General features: G+C 70.3%; 13 protein-coding genes. 7 read left to right on the forward strand and 6 right to left on the reverse strand.

What is annotated here, in order from left to right:
* Positions 1 to 124 precede the first annotated feature (124 nt).
* From AW272_RS23765 to AW272_RS23775, 3 genes are read left to right on the forward strand one after another with little or no spacing between them, the layout of a single operon-like run.
* Positions 125 to 1075 (forward strand): glycosyltransferase family 2 protein, encoded by a 951-nt coding sequence (locus AW272_RS23765; protein WP_066369143.1) that lies wholly within the window; start codon positions 125 to 127, stop codon positions 1073 to 1075.
* Positions 1072 to 2364: a polysialyltransferase family glycosyltransferase gene (locus tag AW272_RS23770; protein ID WP_083958600.1), complete on the forward strand. Its 1293-nt coding sequence runs from the start codon at positions 1072 to 1074 to the stop codon at positions 2362 to 2364. The genes AW272_RS23765 and AW272_RS23770 overlap by 4 nt, the downstream gene beginning before the upstream one ends.
* The gene (locus AW272_RS23775; protein WP_066369150.1) at positions 2361 to 5288 is read left to right on the forward strand and encodes a bifunctional glycosyltransferase/CDP-glycerol:glycerophosphate glycerophosphotransferase; all 2928 of its coding nucleotides are present in this window, start codon (positions 2361 to 2363) and stop codon (positions 5286 to 5288) included. Before AW272_RS23770 ends, AW272_RS23775 begins: the two co-directional genes overlap by 4 nt.
* Here AW272_RS23775 and AW272_RS23780 read toward each other — a convergent pair.
* On the reverse strand, positions 5266 to 6777 hold the full coding sequence (locus AW272_RS23780) for a stealth family protein (protein ID WP_157518728.1): 1512 nt from the start codon (positions 6775 to 6777) through the stop codon (positions 5266 to 5268). The two genes, AW272_RS23775 and AW272_RS23780, sit on opposite strands and share 23 nt — an antisense overlap.
* A 175-nt stretch (positions 6778 to 6952) precedes the next feature.
* On the opposite strand from AW272_RS23780, the gene AW272_RS23785 reads away from it, so the two are divergent.
* The 4 genes from AW272_RS23785 to AW272_RS23800 all read left to right on the forward strand — a co-directional run bounded on the left by AW272_RS23785 (position 6953) and on the right by AW272_RS23800 (position 10307).
* The gene (locus AW272_RS23785; protein WP_066369155.1) at positions 6953 to 7792 is read left to right on the forward strand and encodes a CDP-alcohol phosphatidyltransferase family protein; all 840 of its coding nucleotides are present in this window, start codon (positions 6953 to 6955) and stop codon (positions 7790 to 7792) included.
* A complete protein-coding gene (locus AW272_RS23790; RefSeq protein ID WP_066369158.1) occupies positions 7785 to 8786 on the forward strand; it encodes a sulfotransferase family protein in 1002 nt (333 codons plus the stop codon). The genes AW272_RS23785 and AW272_RS23790 overlap by 8 nt, the downstream gene beginning before the upstream one ends.
* 2 nt (positions 8787 to 8788) lie before the next feature.
* Positions 8789 to 9826, forward strand: a complete 1038-nt coding sequence (locus AW272_RS23795) for a sulfotransferase family protein (protein WP_066369161.1) — start codon at positions 8789 to 8791, stop codon at positions 9824 to 9826.
* A 154-nt stretch (positions 9827 to 9980) separates the two neighbouring features.
* Positions 9981 to 10307 (forward strand): helix-turn-helix domain-containing protein, encoded by a 327-nt coding sequence (locus AW272_RS23800; RefSeq protein ID WP_066369164.1) that lies wholly within the window; start codon positions 9981 to 9983, stop codon positions 10305 to 10307.
* A gap of 2 nt (positions 10308 to 10309) precedes the next feature.
* Here AW272_RS23800 and AW272_RS23805 read toward each other — a convergent pair whose 3' ends face one another.
* From AW272_RS23805 to AW272_RS23825, 5 genes are all read right to left on the reverse strand, one after another.
* Complete coding sequence (locus AW272_RS23805) at positions 10310 to 11368, reverse strand: glycosyltransferase (protein ID WP_066369166.1); 1059 nt, start codon at positions 11366 to 11368, stop codon at positions 10310 to 10312.
* Positions 11365 to 14088, reverse strand: a complete 2724-nt coding sequence (locus AW272_RS23810) for a CDP-glycerol:glycerophosphate glycerophosphotransferase (RefSeq protein ID WP_066369168.1) — start codon at positions 14086 to 14088, stop codon at positions 11365 to 11367. Before AW272_RS23810 ends, AW272_RS23805 begins: the two co-directional genes overlap by 4 nt.
* A 93-nt stretch (positions 14089 to 14181) precedes the next feature.
* Positions 14182 to 14778, reverse strand: coding sequence for an SRPBCC family protein (locus tag AW272_RS23815; protein WP_066369171.1), 597 nt, complete (start codon positions 14776 to 14778; stop codon positions 14182 to 14184).
* A 90-nt stretch (positions 14779 to 14868) separates the two neighbouring features.
* A complete protein-coding gene (locus AW272_RS23820; protein ID WP_066369175.1) occupies positions 14869 to 15081 on the reverse strand; it encodes a hypothetical protein in 213 nt (70 codons plus the stop codon).
* On the reverse strand, positions 15071 to 16594 hold the full coding sequence (locus AW272_RS23825) for a PspC domain-containing protein (protein WP_169807610.1): 1524 nt from the start codon (positions 16592 to 16594) through the stop codon (positions 15071 to 15073). The genes AW272_RS23820 and AW272_RS23825 overlap by 11 nt, the downstream gene beginning before the upstream one ends.
* Positions 16595 to 16633 lie beyond the last annotated feature (39 nt).

Here is a 16633-nt window from a genome sequence, read left to right on the forward strand (position 1 = left end):
CCACGGGCGGGTGACCTGCGCCTCAAGGATGGGTCAAGAGATCGGTCGTGACTCACCGTGACCGGCAGTGTTGCGGGGTAACCGCACCGTAACCACACTGTTCCGCCCGTTGGAGTTGCCCCGGATGGCCGCCCGAACCCTCTCGGTGATCGTTCCCGTCAGGGACGGCGAACGCCACATCGCCGATGCCCTGACCTCCCTGCGCGCGAACGCGCGCGCCGACTTCGAGTTCATCGTCGTCGACGACGGCTCGGCCGACGCGACCCGGGAGATCGCCGAGAGTTTCCGCGGCGACCTGCCGGGCCTGACCGTCATCGGCCGGGACGCCTCCTCCGGCGTCTCGGCGGCCCGCAACCTGGGCCTGTCCGCAGCCACGGGCACATACGTCACCTATCTCGACGGCGACGACTGGTACGCCCCCGGCTACCTCCCTCAACTGGTCCACGCCATCGAAAGGCTGGGCTGCGACTTCGTCCGGGTCGACCACGTGCGGGTGACCGGCGTCAACCGCGAGGTGCGCCGGGCCCCCGAACAGCGGCGCGGCGTCGTCTTCCCGGCCCGTGAGGGCATCACCGGCATGGGGAAGCTCGGCATGGTCGACTACCCGGTCCCCTGGGCCGGGATCTACCGGCGTTCCCTCGCCGGCCAGGGGCTGCTCACGTTCGACCCGACCCTGGCCACCGCCGAGGACAGGGCCTGGGTGTGGCGGCTGCACCTCCACGCCGCCACCTACGCCGTCGCCTCGCTGACCGGTGTGTTCTACCGGCGCGGGTTGAAGGCCTCGCTCACCCAGGTCGGCGACGAACGGCAACTGCACTTCATCGACGCCTACCTCGGCGTCATCCACGACCTCGACGGGGACGACCCGGAGCTGGTCCGCAAGGCGACGCACAACCTGTGCGCGCTGATCGCCTACCACCACAAGCTGCGCGGGCGGTTGAAGCCCGAGGTCGCGGCCACCTTCGACACCCGGGCCACCGCCGCCCTGCGGGAGGTCCCGCCGGACGCCCTCGCGGTGGTCCTGCCGACGCTGGGCCACGCCCGCGAGAAGCTGCTCAGGAGGTTTCTGCCTTGAAAACCCAGCTCTTCTACTGTTCGACGTTGTTCGGGGCGATGACGCTGGCCGCGGCCATCGACGCCGGTCTGTTCGGCCCGGCCGGGCGCCGCGTGCTGCTCGTGTCGAGCAACGTGGCCGTACCCGAGCTGATCTCCCCCATCCACCGGACGCCCGCCTTCGAGGCGATCGGCGACCGGTTCGACCACGTGCACTTCTGGAACGAACTGATCGCCCCCTACCACCCCGTCCGGGTGCGGGTCCGGCCCGAGCAGGGGCCGCTGCTGCGGCGGCTGCTCACCCAGCGGCTGCTCGACGGGCACGCCCCCGACGAGCTGATCGTCGAGTCGATCGGCGCCTACCCGGCGCGCGGGCTGGTGGAGATCTTCTCCGGCTGCCCGATCACGGTCTACTCCGAGGGACTGATGAGCTACGGCCCGACCCGCGACGCCATCCCCGGCGACGTGGGCGCCCGGATCGACCGGCTGCTCTACCTCGACCTGATCGAGGGGATGCGGCCGCTGCTGCTGTCGGAGCACAAGGTCCCGGCGGTCGCGGTGCCCGACGTGGCGTTCCGCGACATCGTCGGCAAGGTCGGCGCGCTCACGCCGGTCGGCGGGCGCGGCGGGGCGCTGCTGCTCAGCCAGTACATGTCCGACGCCGGGATCATCTCGTGGGAAGAGGAGGAGGCGATCCACGCGGCGATGCTGCGCGGCGTCGTCGCCCGGGGCTTCACCACCGTCCGGTTCAAGCCGCACCCGTCGGCCGGGCGGCGCCAGGTGCGCGGCCTGACGGTGCTGGCCGAGTCGCTCGGCGTGCAGCTGAACGTCGTGCCGGAGACGGTGCCGGCCGAGACGTGCTTCGCCGCCTACCGGCCCGACCTGGTCGTCGGCACGTTCTCGACGGGCCTGATCACCGCCCGGCACTACTTCGGCATCCCCGTCGCCACGGTCGGCTGCCCGCGCGTGCTGGAGCGGCTGCGGCCCTACGAGAACAGCAACCGGGTCGCGCTGACGATCGTGGACGCGAGCGTGCCCGAGCTGACCCAGGTCGGCGCGCTGGTCCCGGCGCTGGTCACGCCCGACCTGCTGCCCCGCCTGGTCGAGGGCGTCGTCTACTGCGCGCAGCGCAAGCGGATGCCGCACCTGCGGGCCAGCGCCGAGGCGGCGGTGCGGGAACTGCCGAAGGACCTGCGCTGGCGCTACTTCCCGCGCCGCCGCCTGGTCCAGTACGGCCTGGTCAAGAAGCCCGTCCGGCTGCCGCTGTGGCGCCGGGCGCTGCGCTTCGCGCGACGGCTGGTGACCGTATGAGCCGTCCGAAGCTGTCGGTCGTGGTGCCCTTCCACGACGTCGCCAGATTCCTGCCGCGCTGCCTGAACTCGCTGGCCAAGCAGCGGCTCAAGAGCATCGAGTACGTGCTGGTCGACGACGGCTCGACCGACGGCAGCGGGGTCATCGCGAAGGAGAAGGCCGCCGCCGACCCCCGGTTCGTCGTGATCGAGCAGGAGAACCGGGGCCTCGGGCCCGCCCGGAACGCGGGGGCGCGGGCGGCCCGGGGCACCTACCTGGCCTTCGCCGACGGCGACGACACGCTGCCCCGCACGGCCTACTCGACGCTCGTCGGCAGCCTGGAGGCCACCGGCTCCGACCTGGCCTGCGGGAACGTGAAACGGATCGTCGGCGGCAAGCTGCGGCCCTCGGCCGGGCACGCCGAGGCGTTCGCCACCACGATCACTGGCACCCACATCCGCCGCCACCGGGCGCTGCTCACCGACCGGACCGTCTGGAACAAGGTCTTCCGGCGCGAGTTCTGGGACCGCAACGGCTTCGAGTTCCCGGCCCGCCACTACGAGGACTCGCCGGTCACCATCCCGGCGCACGTCCTGGCGGGCGCCACCGACGTGCTCGAGGACGTCGTCTACCACTGGCGCATCCGGTCGGGCTCCATCACCCAGCGGCGCACCGAACCGGCCAACGTGCTCGACCGGCTGGCCTCGATGCGGGCGGTGTCGGAGTTCCTGAAGGAGCGGGCGCCGGGCCTGTGGGCCCGGCACGACGTGCTGGTGACCGAGTTCGACCTGGCGTTCCTGCTGGAGTCGCTGGAGACGGCCGAGGGCCAGGAGCAGGAGGAACTGCTCGACTCGCTGGCCGAGACCCTCGGTGTGCTGCACCCGAAGGCCCTCGCCCGGCAGCCGTCGATCCGGCGGCTGGAGGTGCACCTGGCCGCCAACCGGATGGTGCCCGAGCTGCGCGAGGTCCGGATGTTCCGCCGCGCGTCGCTCGGTGACGCGGGCGCGGTCCAGCACGGCTGGTTCAGGCGGCGTCAGTGGTTCATGGACTATCCGTTCCTCCGCGACCCGGCGAAGGGCATTCCCGACTCCGTGTACGACGCCACGGTCGACTTCACCCTGAAGGCGGTCGTGGACGACGTACACATGGACGGATCGCGGATGACCGCCCGGGGCTACGCCTACATCACCCATCTGGAGAGCTCGCGCGGCGTCGTCGACGTGTGGCTCCAGCGCGAGAGCGTCAAGCTGCCCCTGGCGGTGAAGCGGGTCAGGCGGATGGACGCCACCGCCGACTCCGGCCAGTCGGCCACCTGCCACGACGACGCCGGGTTCGAGGCGTCGATCGACCTGGCCGACGTCGCGCCCGGCCGGTGGACGCTGCACTGCTCGGTGACCCACGGGAAGGTCGTGCGGAAGGGCGTGCCGCAGGCTCACCCCGACACCGGATACCGGCGCTATCCCGCCGGGGGAGCCCATCAGCCGAGCCTGACCGAAGACGGCCTGGTGCTGCGGCGGCCGGTGCGCGACCGGGGCCACGCCTGGGTGGAGTGGGCCGGCGACCGGATGGCGGTGAGGACCAGGAAGGTCCAGCCGCTGGTGTTCCAGGGCGCCACCCACCGGCCCGGCGACGACGGCCGCGTCCTGATCACCCCGCCCGCCCGGGTGGGCGTCTGGCGGCTCAGGAAGGTCGACGGCACACCCCTTCGCCTGCGCGTGGGGGTGTCGCCGCCTTCGCACCGGATCGGGGTGCACCGGGTGTCGTTCCGTACCGAACTGGAAGGGGAGGTCCTCGTGGTGGTGCAGCCCGCGCTGGAGGACGACGAGCGGGGCCGGTTCGCCGAACGCCGCCTCCGGGGGACCGCCAGGCACTTCAGGAAGGGCGGCATCCGGGAGACGGTCGTCTTCGACGCCTACGGCGGCCGGCTGGCCTCCTGCAACCCGCGCGCGATCTTCGACGAGATGCGGACGCGCGACCTGCCGCTGGAGTACGTCTGGGTCACCCGCGACGGCTCCTTCGACACGCCGGAGGACTCCCGGGTCGTCCTGCACGGCAGCAAGGAGCACGAACACGCGCTGGCGACCGCGCGTTACCTGGTCGGCAACCGCACCCAGCCGAACTGGTACACCAAGCCGTCCGGCCAGACCTACCTGCAGACCTGGCACGGCACGCCGCTCAAGAAGCTCGGCCACGACCTGCGCGACCTGCCGTTCCGGCGGACCGAACTGCTCGACTGGATGGCCCGTGACGTCCCGCAGTGGGACCTGCTGATCTCCCCGAACCCGTTCTCGACGCCCATCATGCGGCGCGCGTTCGGCTACCGGGGCGTGGTGCTGTCGACGGGCTACCCGCGCAACGACGCGCTGTTCTCCGCCGACCGCGCGTTCCAGATCAGGAAGAGGCTCGGCATCCCGCCGGGCAAGAAGGTCGTCCTGTACGCACCCACGTGGCGAGACGATCTCCACCGGGGCAAGAGGCGCCGCCTGTCGATGGAACTCGACCTGGCCCGCATGCAGTTCGCCCTGAAGGACCACGTGGTGCTGGTGAGAGCCCACCACCTGATCACCGACCGGCCGAAGGTCCCCTCGCCGGCCATCGACGTGACCAACTACCCGGAGATCGCCGACCTGTACCTCGCGGCCGACGTGCTGGTCACCGACTACTCCTCGGCCATGTTCGACTTCGCCTGCACCGGCAAGCCGATGGTGTTCTTCACCTACGACCTGGAGCGCTACCGCGACACGCTGCGCGGCTTCTACTTCGACTTCGTGGACGAGGCGCCGGGCCCGCTGACGCGGACCACCGACGAGACCATCGAGGCGATCAGGGAGGCCTCGGTGCCGCCGGGCTACTCGATGTTCCAGCGGAGGTTCTGCCCGTGGGACGACGGGAGGGCGTCGTCCCGCGTGGTCGACATCCTGCTCAGTGGCTCTCGAATGGCGTAGGGATCGGGTAGTAGGCGTCGAGGAAGCGGGCCAGGGCGGAGTCCTGGTCCGCTGTCGTCGGCGCCGTGTCGTTGAGGCAGAACGCGTCGTGCTCCCGGTTGGCCAGCATCCGCCGCAGCTTCGCCGGGGTCTTCGGCAGCGCCAGGTCGACGTAGGTGTAGTCGATCTGGCCCGGTATCGCCCGGCCGCTCAGATAGCCGTAGTAGTGCGCCAGCGACGATGCCGTGGAGATGTCGCTGGAGCGCCGGAACCGGCTCGCCGAGACGTCCTTGAACGCGGCGGGGAACCGTTCCTCCAGCTCGAACAGCAGCGACCGGCGCAGCGCGTAGGGCACGTGCTTCATCTTCTGCGTCAGCGTGCGCCCGCAGAGCTCCTCCAGCATCCGGCGGTTGTTCATGCCGGCCTGGTGGACGGGGTTGTCCTCGTTGAGCGTGAACGGCACCTGCGCGATCGACGGGAAGAACCGGGTGATGCCGTTGCCCTCGAAGAACGTCTCCGGGTAGAGCACCTTGCCCAGGAAGAAGTCGTCGTTCAGGTAGAGGAAGTGCTCCGACAGCCCCTCGATGTGGTGCAGCCGCGACTCGATCGCGTGGCTGTTGAACACCGGCAGCACCGACGTGTCGGCGAAGATCTCCTTGTGGTCGACGATCCTGATCCGGTCGCTCTCCACCAGCCACGACGGCTTCTGCTGGTCGGTGACCACATAGATGTTCCTGATCCAGGGCGCGTACGTCATCAGCGACCGCAGCGAGTAACGCAGTTCGTCGCGGCTGACGAACCTGGCCTCACTCGTGGCGAGCTCGCTCAGGCCCCCGGTCAGCGCCAGCTCCTTGCGGGCCCGCCACGCCGGGTCGTTCCCGTCGACCCAGGTGTAGACCGCGTCGATCGGGAAGTCGACGTCGTCGACCAGCCGGCAGGCGAACTCCGGGCGCGTCGGATAGAGCCGCGCGGAGCCTGCGACGAGCCGGTTGAACAGGCTCTCCGGCGCGTCGACGCTCTCCTCCTGGACCGGCACCGCCTCGCACACCCGGTTGGGCCGCGGCGCCACCAGCAGCTCGCCCTCACGCGACCAGAACTCCAGGTCGACGCCCGACTCCGGGCCGAGCGTGAGCGTGCGCGACGGGCTCGCGTAGTAGAGCCACAGGCGGATCGCCTTGGCGTCGCCCATGTCGTTGCGGCGCAACTGCCGGACCTTGCCCAGCTCGTTGACCTTGTGGCGGCCCCCCGGCAGCCGCGCGCCGTAGAGCCCGTGCCGGGCCAGCGACGTGATGGCCCGTTGTCGGTACGACACGCGTACCGCGATGACCGGTGGACGGCCCCGCGTGGGCCGTACACAGAAGAACGGAATCGCCGACCCGGACAATGACCGGCAGATCAGGTCGAAAGTCTCTCGTGATGCCTGCGCGGGACTGGCGTCCTGCCTGATCAGAGCCACCTTGGGCGGCATCGGCTCGCGCGCGGTCAGGCGGCTGTGAAGCTGTCGGTACAACGTAGACACCGGCATGGCTCTCCCCCCGAAGAATGCGGCGACCCTACCGGACGTCCGAGCGCGTTGGCGGGGGCTTTGCCCACGTCAGGGCAATGGTCAAGAAGTGGCAACGAGATGCTCTGGGGAGCCCAGAAGAACCCGTTGACGACTACTCGGCGTAGTCATTCTTACGTTCATGGGGGGCTTCACGCTCGACGACATACTGGCGACGCGCAAGCCACGGGACTCCTGGTGGACCGTCTTCGCGGTCGACCCGGTCGCGTGCCGGCTCGCGCTCCTGACCGCCAACCACACCTCGATCACGCCCAACGGGCTGACCGGCCTGTCGATGCTGCTCGGCGTCGTCTCGGCCGCCTGCTTCGCGGCCGGCTCGCTGGTCGCGGGGGCGGCGCTGTTCTACCTGAGCTTCACGGTCGACTGCATGGACGGCAAGATCGCCCGGTTGAAGGGCAGCGGCACCCCGTTCGGCCTGTGGCTCGACTACGTCGGCGACCGCCTGCGTGTCGGGGCGTGCGCGTTCGGCTTCGCCCTCGGCGAGGGCACGCTGAGCGCCCTGTGGCTGGCCGCCGGGATCGTGGTGCTGGACCTGTTCCGGTACGTCAACGGGCCCCAGCTCCTCAAGGTCAGGGAGTCCTCCCGGGACCGGGTGCGCGCCGCGACCGGCGGCGACCCCGTGTTCGTCGAGGACGTCCTGCTGGCCGACCCGGGGGCCGACGTCCGCGACGGCTCCGTCGTCGATCTCCAGTCGGCCTTCCGCCGCAGATTCCCCTGGTTCGACCGGTTCCGCCTGTTCCTCGGGCGGCACCGCGTCCGGACCCATCTCATGAGCGGCATCGAGTTCCACGCGGCGATCTTCGTCGTCGCGCCCCTGTTCGGGGTGGTCGCGATGTTCTGGTCCGCGCTCGCCACGGGCGCGCTGCTGGCCGCGTTCGAGGCCGCTCTCGTCTACCGCACCTGGCTGGCGGCCCGTGAGGCCGACCGGGTCGTACCGGAAAGGGTGAAAGTGCTTGTCTGATCGGCCGATCTTCATCGTCGCGTGCCCCCGCTCGGGGACCACGCTCCTGCAGCTCATGCTGCACGCTCACCCACGCATCGCGATCCCGCCGGAGACGCGCATCCTCGTGCAGGCCTACCTCAGGCGCCGCCGCTTCGGCGACCTGCGCAACCCGGAGCGCCGCCGCGAGATGGCGCAGTGGGTCACGGGCGGCTCCCGCACCCAGTTCGCCGACCTGGGCATCGACAAGGCCGAGTTCATGGAGCGGGCCATCGCCGGCCCCGGCTCGCTGGGCTCGGTCGTCGGCCTGGTCTACAAGATGTTCGGCGAGCAGCACGGCAAGCCGCGCTGGGGCGACAAGCGCCCGCCGTACATCAAGCACATGGACGCGCTCATCGCGATGTTCCCCGACTGCCAGATCATCCACATCATCCGGGACGGCCGCGACTGCGTCGCCTCGCTGAAGGAGATGCCCTGGTTCAAGGAGGACATCTACCAGGCGGTGAACCGCTGGGCCGAGGCCATCGACTTCGGCCGCAAGTGCGGCCTGGGTCCCGACAGCTACTACGAGCTCCGGTACGAGGACCTGACGGCCGACCCCGAGCTCGAACTCAAGAAGCTGTGCGGCTTCCTGGGCGAGGACTACCACCCGGCGATGCGCGAGCCGAGCAAGGTCGCCGACACGATCCCGTCGCACAAGTCGTGGCACGCCAACACCCACGAAGAGGTGACGACCGCCCGCGCCGGCACCTGGTCGACCCGCCTGGAGCCATGGGAGATCTCGCTGTGCGAGACCGTCATGGGCGAGCGGCTGACCTCCTACGGCTACGAGCTGTCGGGCGCCCCGAAGGCCGAGCGCAAGCACGTCGCGGCCTACGAGAAGACCGCCGCCCACTGGAAGCGCCGCTACCGCAAGCGCGCCGTGACGGAGTGGTTCAACCGCTTCCGCGAGGCCGGCCCGGTCGCCGCGCAGCTCACAGAGGGCCAGCGAGAGCTGGCCGGGCTGGGCTCCTGACCATGGAGAGGCCGGTCTTCGTCATAGGCTGCCCGCGCTCGGGCACCACGATGCTGCAGCTCATGCTGCACAGCCACCCGCGGATCGCGGTCCCGCCGGAGACCCGCTTCATGATCCCGGCCTACACCGCGAGGCGTTCCCACGGGGACATGCGCCGCCCCGACAACCGGCGGCGCCTGGCCGAATGGGTGGCAGGCGGCAAGGAGACCAAGTTCCGCGAACTCGGCCTGGACCGGGCCGAGTACGTCCAGCACGCCGTGGCCGCCCCCGGAACCCTGGGTTCGGTCCTGGGCACGGTCTTCCGCGACTACGCTGCCCGCTTCGGCAAGCCGCGGTGGGGGGACAAGCGCCCGAGCTACTTCAAGCACGTGGGGATGCTGCTGCGCCTCTTCCCTGATGCGCAGTTCATCCACCTGGTGCGGGACGGCCGTGACTGCGTGGCCTCGCTGATGGAGATGCCCTGGTACAAACTGGACGTCTACCACGCGATAGCCAACTGGGCCGAGGCCATCGACTTCGGCCGCCACCACGCGGCGTCGCTGCCCGGCGGTTCCTACTACGAGCTGCGCTACGAGGACCTGACGGCCGATCCCGAACTGTCCTTGAAACGTCTGTGCGGCTTCATCGGCGAGGAGTTCGACCCGGCCATGTGCGAACCCCGGCACGTCGCCGAGGTCGCGGTGCCCGCGCACAAGGTCTGGCACGCCAACACCCACGCGGCCGTGACGACCGCGCGCAGCGGCAGCTGGGCCTCGCGCCTGGAGCCGTGGGAGATCTCGCTGTGCGAGACCATGCTGGGCTCCCGGTTGACGGCGCACGGCTATGAGCTGAGCGGCGCCTCTCCGGCGGCACGCGAGCACCGCCTGGCCTACCGGACCACGGCGGCCAAACGCCGCGGCGCCCGGCTGAAGCGTGTCGGCCGGGAGCGACTGGGCCGCCTGTGGGAACCGGGCCCGGTCCCGGCACTGCTGACCTCCGGCCAACGGGCCCTGGCCGGCCTGCCGCCACTGCCACAGCAACAACTGGTCGAATCCTCGTAGTCGGGTGAGATTTCCTGGGGCTCCTGCCCTGGGAAATCTCCCGCCGGAGCATTAGCCTGAAGTTATGTTTCCTGCATGACCTGGAATATCGTCCTTTTGGAGCCGGCGGACGCTACGCCGAATACCGGGCGGAGTTGGAAAAGGAGGCCGATCGATGAGAGCTCGCCGCTGGGAAGACGTCAAGGCCGAGGCTCGCCGCCTCAACCCTGAGATGGACGATCCCGAACGCCGGGCGAGGGCAGAGGCCCGACTCGACGCCTATGTCGCGGGCTACCACCTTGGAGAACTCCGCAAGGCCATCGGGAAGACCCAGGCGGAGGTGGCCAAGATCCTTGGTGTCACCCAGTCCAGAATCTCCCAAATTGAGAATGGCAACGTCGAGGTGATGGAGCTGGAGACGCTCCGCGCCTACGCCGCCGCGCTCGGGGGGCATCTCGACATCACCATCAGCGTGGGCTCCCACTCGGTGAAGGTGGCCTGACGTCACCGGCTGAGGTGGGCGAAGAGGTGTTCCCAGCGGTCGAGGATCGGTTCCAGTCGGAAGGCCGAGGCGTGTTCCCTGGCGGCCTCGCCCATGGCGGCCCGTCGCGGCTCGTCGTCCATGAGGTCGCCCAGGGCGGCGGCCAGGGCGGGGACGTCGCCCGGTGGGACCAGCACCCCGGTGCGGTTGTCGTCGATCAAGGCGCGGACGCCGCCTGACACGTCGAAGGCGACCGTTGGGAGGCCGAAGGCCGCCGCCTCGCCCAGGACCAGGGGCAGGCCCTCGTGTTCGCTCGACAGGGCCACCAACGATGCCGCGCGGTATTCGGCCGGCATCTCCCCGGCCGGGATCCGGCCGCGGAACGTGACCTGCTGAGACACGCCCTCGGTCACGGCGTGGAGCATCAGGCGGTCGGCGTCGGGGCCGTCGCCGATCAGGTGCAGTTCCCAGTCGGGGCGGGCCGCCCGGGCGAAGGCGGAGATCAGGCGGTCGAAGCGTTTGACCCCGGCCAGGCGTCCGACGCCCAGGACGCGTTTCCCGGTCAAGGGGGAGACCCGGTGCGGCCAGCCGGGCAGCGGGTTCGGGATGTGCCAGGTGTTGGGGAGCAGGGCCTCCTCGGCGAAGCGCCAGGCGTCGTCCTCGCTGAGGAAGACGGCCTGGTCGAGGGAGCCGTAGAGCGCTCTGACCGAGCCGAAGTGCCAGGTCCCCCGGGCGTGGGCGAAGGAGCCGTGGTACTGGCCGATGCCCCGGTGGCCGCCCAGCAGGCCGGACAGGCGGGTCACCACTCCTGGTGAGGTCATCACGAGGAGGCCGGGCGGGATCGCGTCCAGGAGGGTGTGGGCTCGCTTCTTGGCGCCCCAGCGCCAGCGGGGGCCGGGGTTGATCTCGTGGCGGCCGTAGGCGGGGTCTTCGATGTAGTCCACCGGGTCGGCCGAGCGGTGCAGGCCGATCACGTGGACGTCGTAGCCGCGCCGGGCCAGCCCCTGGGCCAAAGTGTGGGACACGCGTTGGATGCCGCCGAGCGTGTCGGCGTCCATGCAGGCGAAGGCGACGGTGTTCACAGGGCGGCCTCCGTCGGGAGCTGGATCTCGGGCACGGGCAGTTCGGGTGCGCGGCCCTCGAAGAAGGCGTCCACGACCCGGGCCGCCGCGTGGCCGCGTTCGTCGGCGCACCAGGTGCGGCGGAAGGCGGCGTAGCGCTCGGGGCTCCACGGAGCGCGGATCGCCTCGGCCAGTTCGCCCGTGGTGGTCACGCAGGGGCCGGGGGCGATGGCGGGGAGGTCGTACAGGCTGCCGCGTTCGGTTTTGCGGTAGGTGTCCCAGTCGTCGATGAGGAAGACCATCGGCTTGCCCGTGACGGCGAAGTCGCACATCAGCGACGAATAGTCGGTCACCAGGACGTCGGCGGCCAGCATCAGGTCGTTGACCTCGGGATACGATCCGGCGGCCCGGACGAACCAGCGCAGGTTCTCCGGGACGGTCCACGTCTCGATCGGGTGGGTCCGCAGCACCACGACCCACTCGTCGCCGAGTTCCTCGGCCAGCGCGCGCAGGTCGGCCCGGACCGAGGCGCCCTTGGAGAGGTCCCGGTATGTGGGCGCATACAAGATGATCTTCTTGCCGGACGGGACCTCCAGTTTTCTGCGCACCCGCGACGCGGCCTCGGGGTCGCCGTGGAACAGTACGTCACAGCGGGGCGAGCCGAAGCGGAGCACCGGGCCGTCGTATTCGTTCGACGGGACGAAGGTGCGTTCGAACTCGGCGCTGGGGGAGACCAGGAAATCCCAGCGGGCCACGTTTGCACGCCACTCCTCGCGCGGGCCGGGGAAGTCGCCGCGCAGGTCGGGGGCGTTGAGGCCGATCGACTTGATGCCCTGGCCGTGCCAGGTCTGCAGGTAGCGCGTCTTGCGCGGTTTCGGGAAGCCCAGCGGCATGCCGTGGCTGTCGACCCACCAGCCCGCGCGGGCCATGGTCCAGATGTGCCGCCAGCTCATCCGGCGGACCGTGGGCACGTCGCCGGGGAACACGCCGGACGTGCGGGACCAGACGGCGCGCAGCCCGAGGCCCCGGCGCGTCACCTCCTCGTGCAGGTAGCGCGGGTGGCCGGTGTAGCCCTTGCCGCAGTCGGCCTCGAACAGGACCAGGTCGTTCTTGCGCGGGACCAGGCGGATCAGCACCTTGTAGACGGCCAGTTTCACCTCCCTGACCGAGAGGCGTTTGCGCAGCCGCATCGGCAGCCCGGCCATCCGGACGGCATGCGGGCGGAACCGGGGACGCCGGGCGATCCGCCGGAGAAGGCCGGTCCTGCGCCAGTGGAGCCGCAGTGTCGCGGTGTCGCCGCAGGGGCGGGCGGTGATCTCATATCCCTTCGTCTGCAGGGTCAGCGGTTCCAGACCCGCGTTGACCAGCAGTTTGTCGCTGGTCGTGTGGCCGTCGAGAGGCCGGGTGAAGCCGAGACGGGGTTCGCAGGCACCGGGCGGGATCGTGGCCAGGTCGAGGTCGACCTCGGTCAGGATCGTCCCGTCGGGCTGGCGGCGCGGCATCAGGCGGGTGCGCCGGCCCTTCACGATCAGGTCGGCCACGGCGTCCAGGCAGACGACGCCGAAGGGGTCGTAGGTCGTGATCGAGAGCGAGAGCCTCGACCCGGTCGCGGAGACCTCGGTCACCTCGTGGCGCAGCCGGGTCTCCGAATAGGGCAGTTCGGCCAGCCGCATCGCGGTGATCTCGAACGCCGGGTCGGGCTCGGTGCCCCAGTAGGTCAGCCCGTCGACCCTGATCGCGTGGCGCGGCGGCGCCTTCGGTCCTGTCAGGCTGCGGGCGGCGACGCACAGGTCCTCGACCCGGTCGCGCAGCAGCAGTTCGCCGCAGACCCGCGTCATCGGGTCGGCCCGCTCCAGGACGCCCTGGTCGAGCCGTTCCAGGTAGGGGCGCACGACGGCGGCCATCTCCTTGGCCCACACCGCGTCGAACTTCGGCAGCGCGTTGAGGTAGACCCGCAGGTCCTGCTGGATGAAGCGGTACTGGCGACGGCCGACGAGGTCGCCCATCCGGGCGTCGCGCAGCGCCTGGTCGGCGCTCTCCGCGGCGGAGACCCTGGCCCGTACGTTGGCGACGTCCCGCAGGCTCAGGGAGATCGACCGGCCTTCGCCCGAGGCCCGGTACCACCGGTAGACGGCCCACGGCACGACCGCGAACCGCTTGGCGCGGGCGTAGAGCTCGGCGGTGAAGACGTGGTCCTCGTAGTGCAGGTTCTCCCGGAATCGCAGCTCGCTGCGGCGCAGGAAGTCCACGTCGTAGATCTTGTTGGTGGAGAAGCCGTCGAGGAACAGCTCCGGTTCGGCCCGGATGCCCTCGACCACGCGTCTGGGCGTGAACAGCTCCGGGTAATAGGGCGCGCTCGTGCCGCTGGCCTCGTAGACGCGCATGATCTGGCCCGACACGAAGTCGGCGCCGGTCCGTTCGATCTCCGTCAGCAGCGCCTTGCAGGCGTGTCGGGGCAGCTCGTCGTCGCTGTCCAGGAACATCACGTAGGGCGCCCGCGCCGCGTCCAGGCCCATGTTCCTGGGGGCGCCGCAGCCGCCCGAGTTCTGGTCGCGCCGGATGTAGCGCACCCCGGGGAACCGGGCGCACACGTCGTGGGTGTCGTCGGTACTGGCGTCGTCGACGACGATGATCTCCAGGTCGCGGAGAGTCTGGGCGTACAGGGACCGCACGGCCCTCGGGAGGCGGGCCGCGTCGTTGTAGGTGATCACGACCACGCTTACTGCCGGTCGGGCCGCCATGCCCACCCCCCATATCAGGACGAAAACCACTGATATGGGATATTCCCCAACGAATTCGGACGATTGCCGTCAGTGACAACCTTTGCCGACGGCTTACCGGCGACCCCAGCGCCGCACCACGTAAACGATCAGCCCGATCGCGCCGAGCCCGCCCACCACCGGGGCCAGCCGCTTGAGAAGCGACGCCCCCGCGGCCTCCCGCAGGTCGAAGGCCTCCTCCTCGGCGGTCCGGGAGGTGCGCAGCGTGCCGGACGGGTGGGACTCGTGAAGGGGATCCGGTACGACCGTCAGATGCCGCCGCCCCTCGATCAGGGCGGCCAGATTCGCGGCGAACCGGGCGCCGACGTCTTCAGGGCCCGTGTACGACATCTCCAGCGCCACCGTGACGCCGCCGGCCTCCTCCACGAGGCGGGCGACCAGGGTGGCCTCTGCGGTCTCGGTGCCGTCGCTGCCGGTCGCGGCGATCTGGACGACCCGCGTGTCCTTGTCGACGTCGGTGATCTGGGCGGTGCCCCGGTAGGTGACCCCGAGCGGGCCGACGCCGACCCGCATCCTGCCGGTGGCCGTGTCACCCTCGACCGAGTCGAGCGTGGCGCCCGGCAGGCACGGGGCCAGCCGTTCCACGTCGAGAAGCACCGACCACGCCTGGTCGACCGGGACCGGCACGGTGAACTCGTGCTCGAATCGCATGGCTCGACTCCGTTCTCTCAAAGCCGCTCCGGAGACAACTACCGCCAGACTCCGAACGTACGCCTGCGAAGTCCCAGATCAACCCTCGGGTTACCGCTTCCGGATCACCTTGGCCAGGATGCCCGCGAAACCCGCGATCCCCAGACCCCCGACGAGGATAGGCCCGATGATCGCCGGGTCGGGAGTCGGGTCGGTCAGATAGCGCACCCCCATCCCCACGAACAACAGGCCGCACAGCAGCGCCATCCAGTCGGTCCGGTGACCCCTCTTACGGTCGGTCCGGTCCGGTACGTCAGGCGCCACGGCGCACCTCCACATCGCCGACGCCCGCGGAGACGTACAGCTCGATCGTGGCCGCTTGGCCTTCGGGAGCGGTCATGGGGGTGAGCGTCCGGCTGATCCGGACGTCGGTGCCGTCGCTGACCTGGTGGTCGATCTTGATGTCACCCAGCCTGGTCTGGCCGTGCACCTCGACGATCGCGTCGGGCGGGACGACCACGGTGAGCTGGCCCAGGGACACCGACGCGTCGAATCTCACTCGTGCTCCGGGTGGTAGTTCCAGGTCGGTCAGGTCGAGTTCGCCCGCGCCGACCCCCACGGCGTAGGTGCGTTCGGCCATCGCGACGGTGGTCGGGTGCCACGAGTAGCTGCCGACCCGCTTCGGTATGCCGGTGACGGACGTGCCCACCACCAGCGCCACCGCGACGATCACGCCGAGCGCGATCAGCCCGGCCCCCCGGCCGAACCAGGTGGCGACGAGCAGACCGCCGCCGATGACGGCGAGCATCGCGCCGCCGACCATCGGCAGACTCACCGATTCGGTCCCGGGCTGCTGCACGGCGACCATGACCCCTCCAACGATCAATGCCAGCATGAATGTCAGGCCGCCGACATAGGACCTGCGTCTCTTGACCTTCGGCGCCTTCGGCACCCTGACGGGCGGCGGCGGAGCCGGCGCCTGTTTCGCGAACGGCCCGTGCGGCGCGAACGCCTCCCCGGCCGAGTAGGCGGCCTGCCTGGCCTCATAGGCCAGATCGGACAGCCGCCGATATCCGTCGGGCGCCTTCGCCCTGGAGGGCGCCGGGGCCGCCTGCGCCGGGGACGCCTGGGTCGGGGGCTCCTGGGCCGGATACTCCCGTGTCGCCGGAGACTCCCCGGCCGTGCCGGGCGGATCGGCGCTCGAAGGCGCCGGGTCCCGGCCGAACGACATCCGGTAGGACTCCCGGAAGGACTCCTTGACCGTCTCCCGGAAGTTGCCCCCCGTCGCCCCGGTCGTGAAACCCCCCACCGTGAACGCCGACGCCGGGGACGGCGAGCTGACCGCCACCGGCTCGATCCGGGTCATCCCCCGGCGACCCGTCAGCCGTTCGGGAATCGACGTGATCAACCCGAGCACGTCGACCCCCCGCGCGTGCGCCGCCAGCAGGGTGATCGCCAGCAGCACCCCCACCACGATCGTCCCCCGGTCGATGCCCCCCGAGGCCAGGTTGACGATCAGACCGAGCGTGAAGACCGCCACGAGCAGGGCCATCACGGTCTCGGTGTCGAATATCCTGCGCGTCCACTGCTCCACGTAGCCGGGGCCCCCGCCCGGCTCGCGCATCAGCAGGAAGGCCGCGATGTAGAGGATGACGCCGATGCCGGACCCCAGCAGCAGCACCGCGAACCCCACGCGGAACAGCACCGGGTCCATGCCCGTGAAGCGGCCCAGCCCGGCGCACACGCCCGTGAGCATGCGCCCTTCGGACACGCGGCTCAGTGGTTCACTGGGCGGATCACCGGCCGGTGGGTTCTCCTCGGGTGGTACCTCGGTCATGGTGCCCATCCTGTCCGTTTTCCAGGGATGACCGCCATC

This window comes from Herbidospora mongoliensis (genome assembly GCF_001570545.1).
In the GTDB taxonomy this organism is placed as follows: Bacteria; Actinomycetota; Actinomycetes; order Streptosporangiales; family Streptosporangiaceae; genus Herbidospora; species Herbidospora mongoliensis.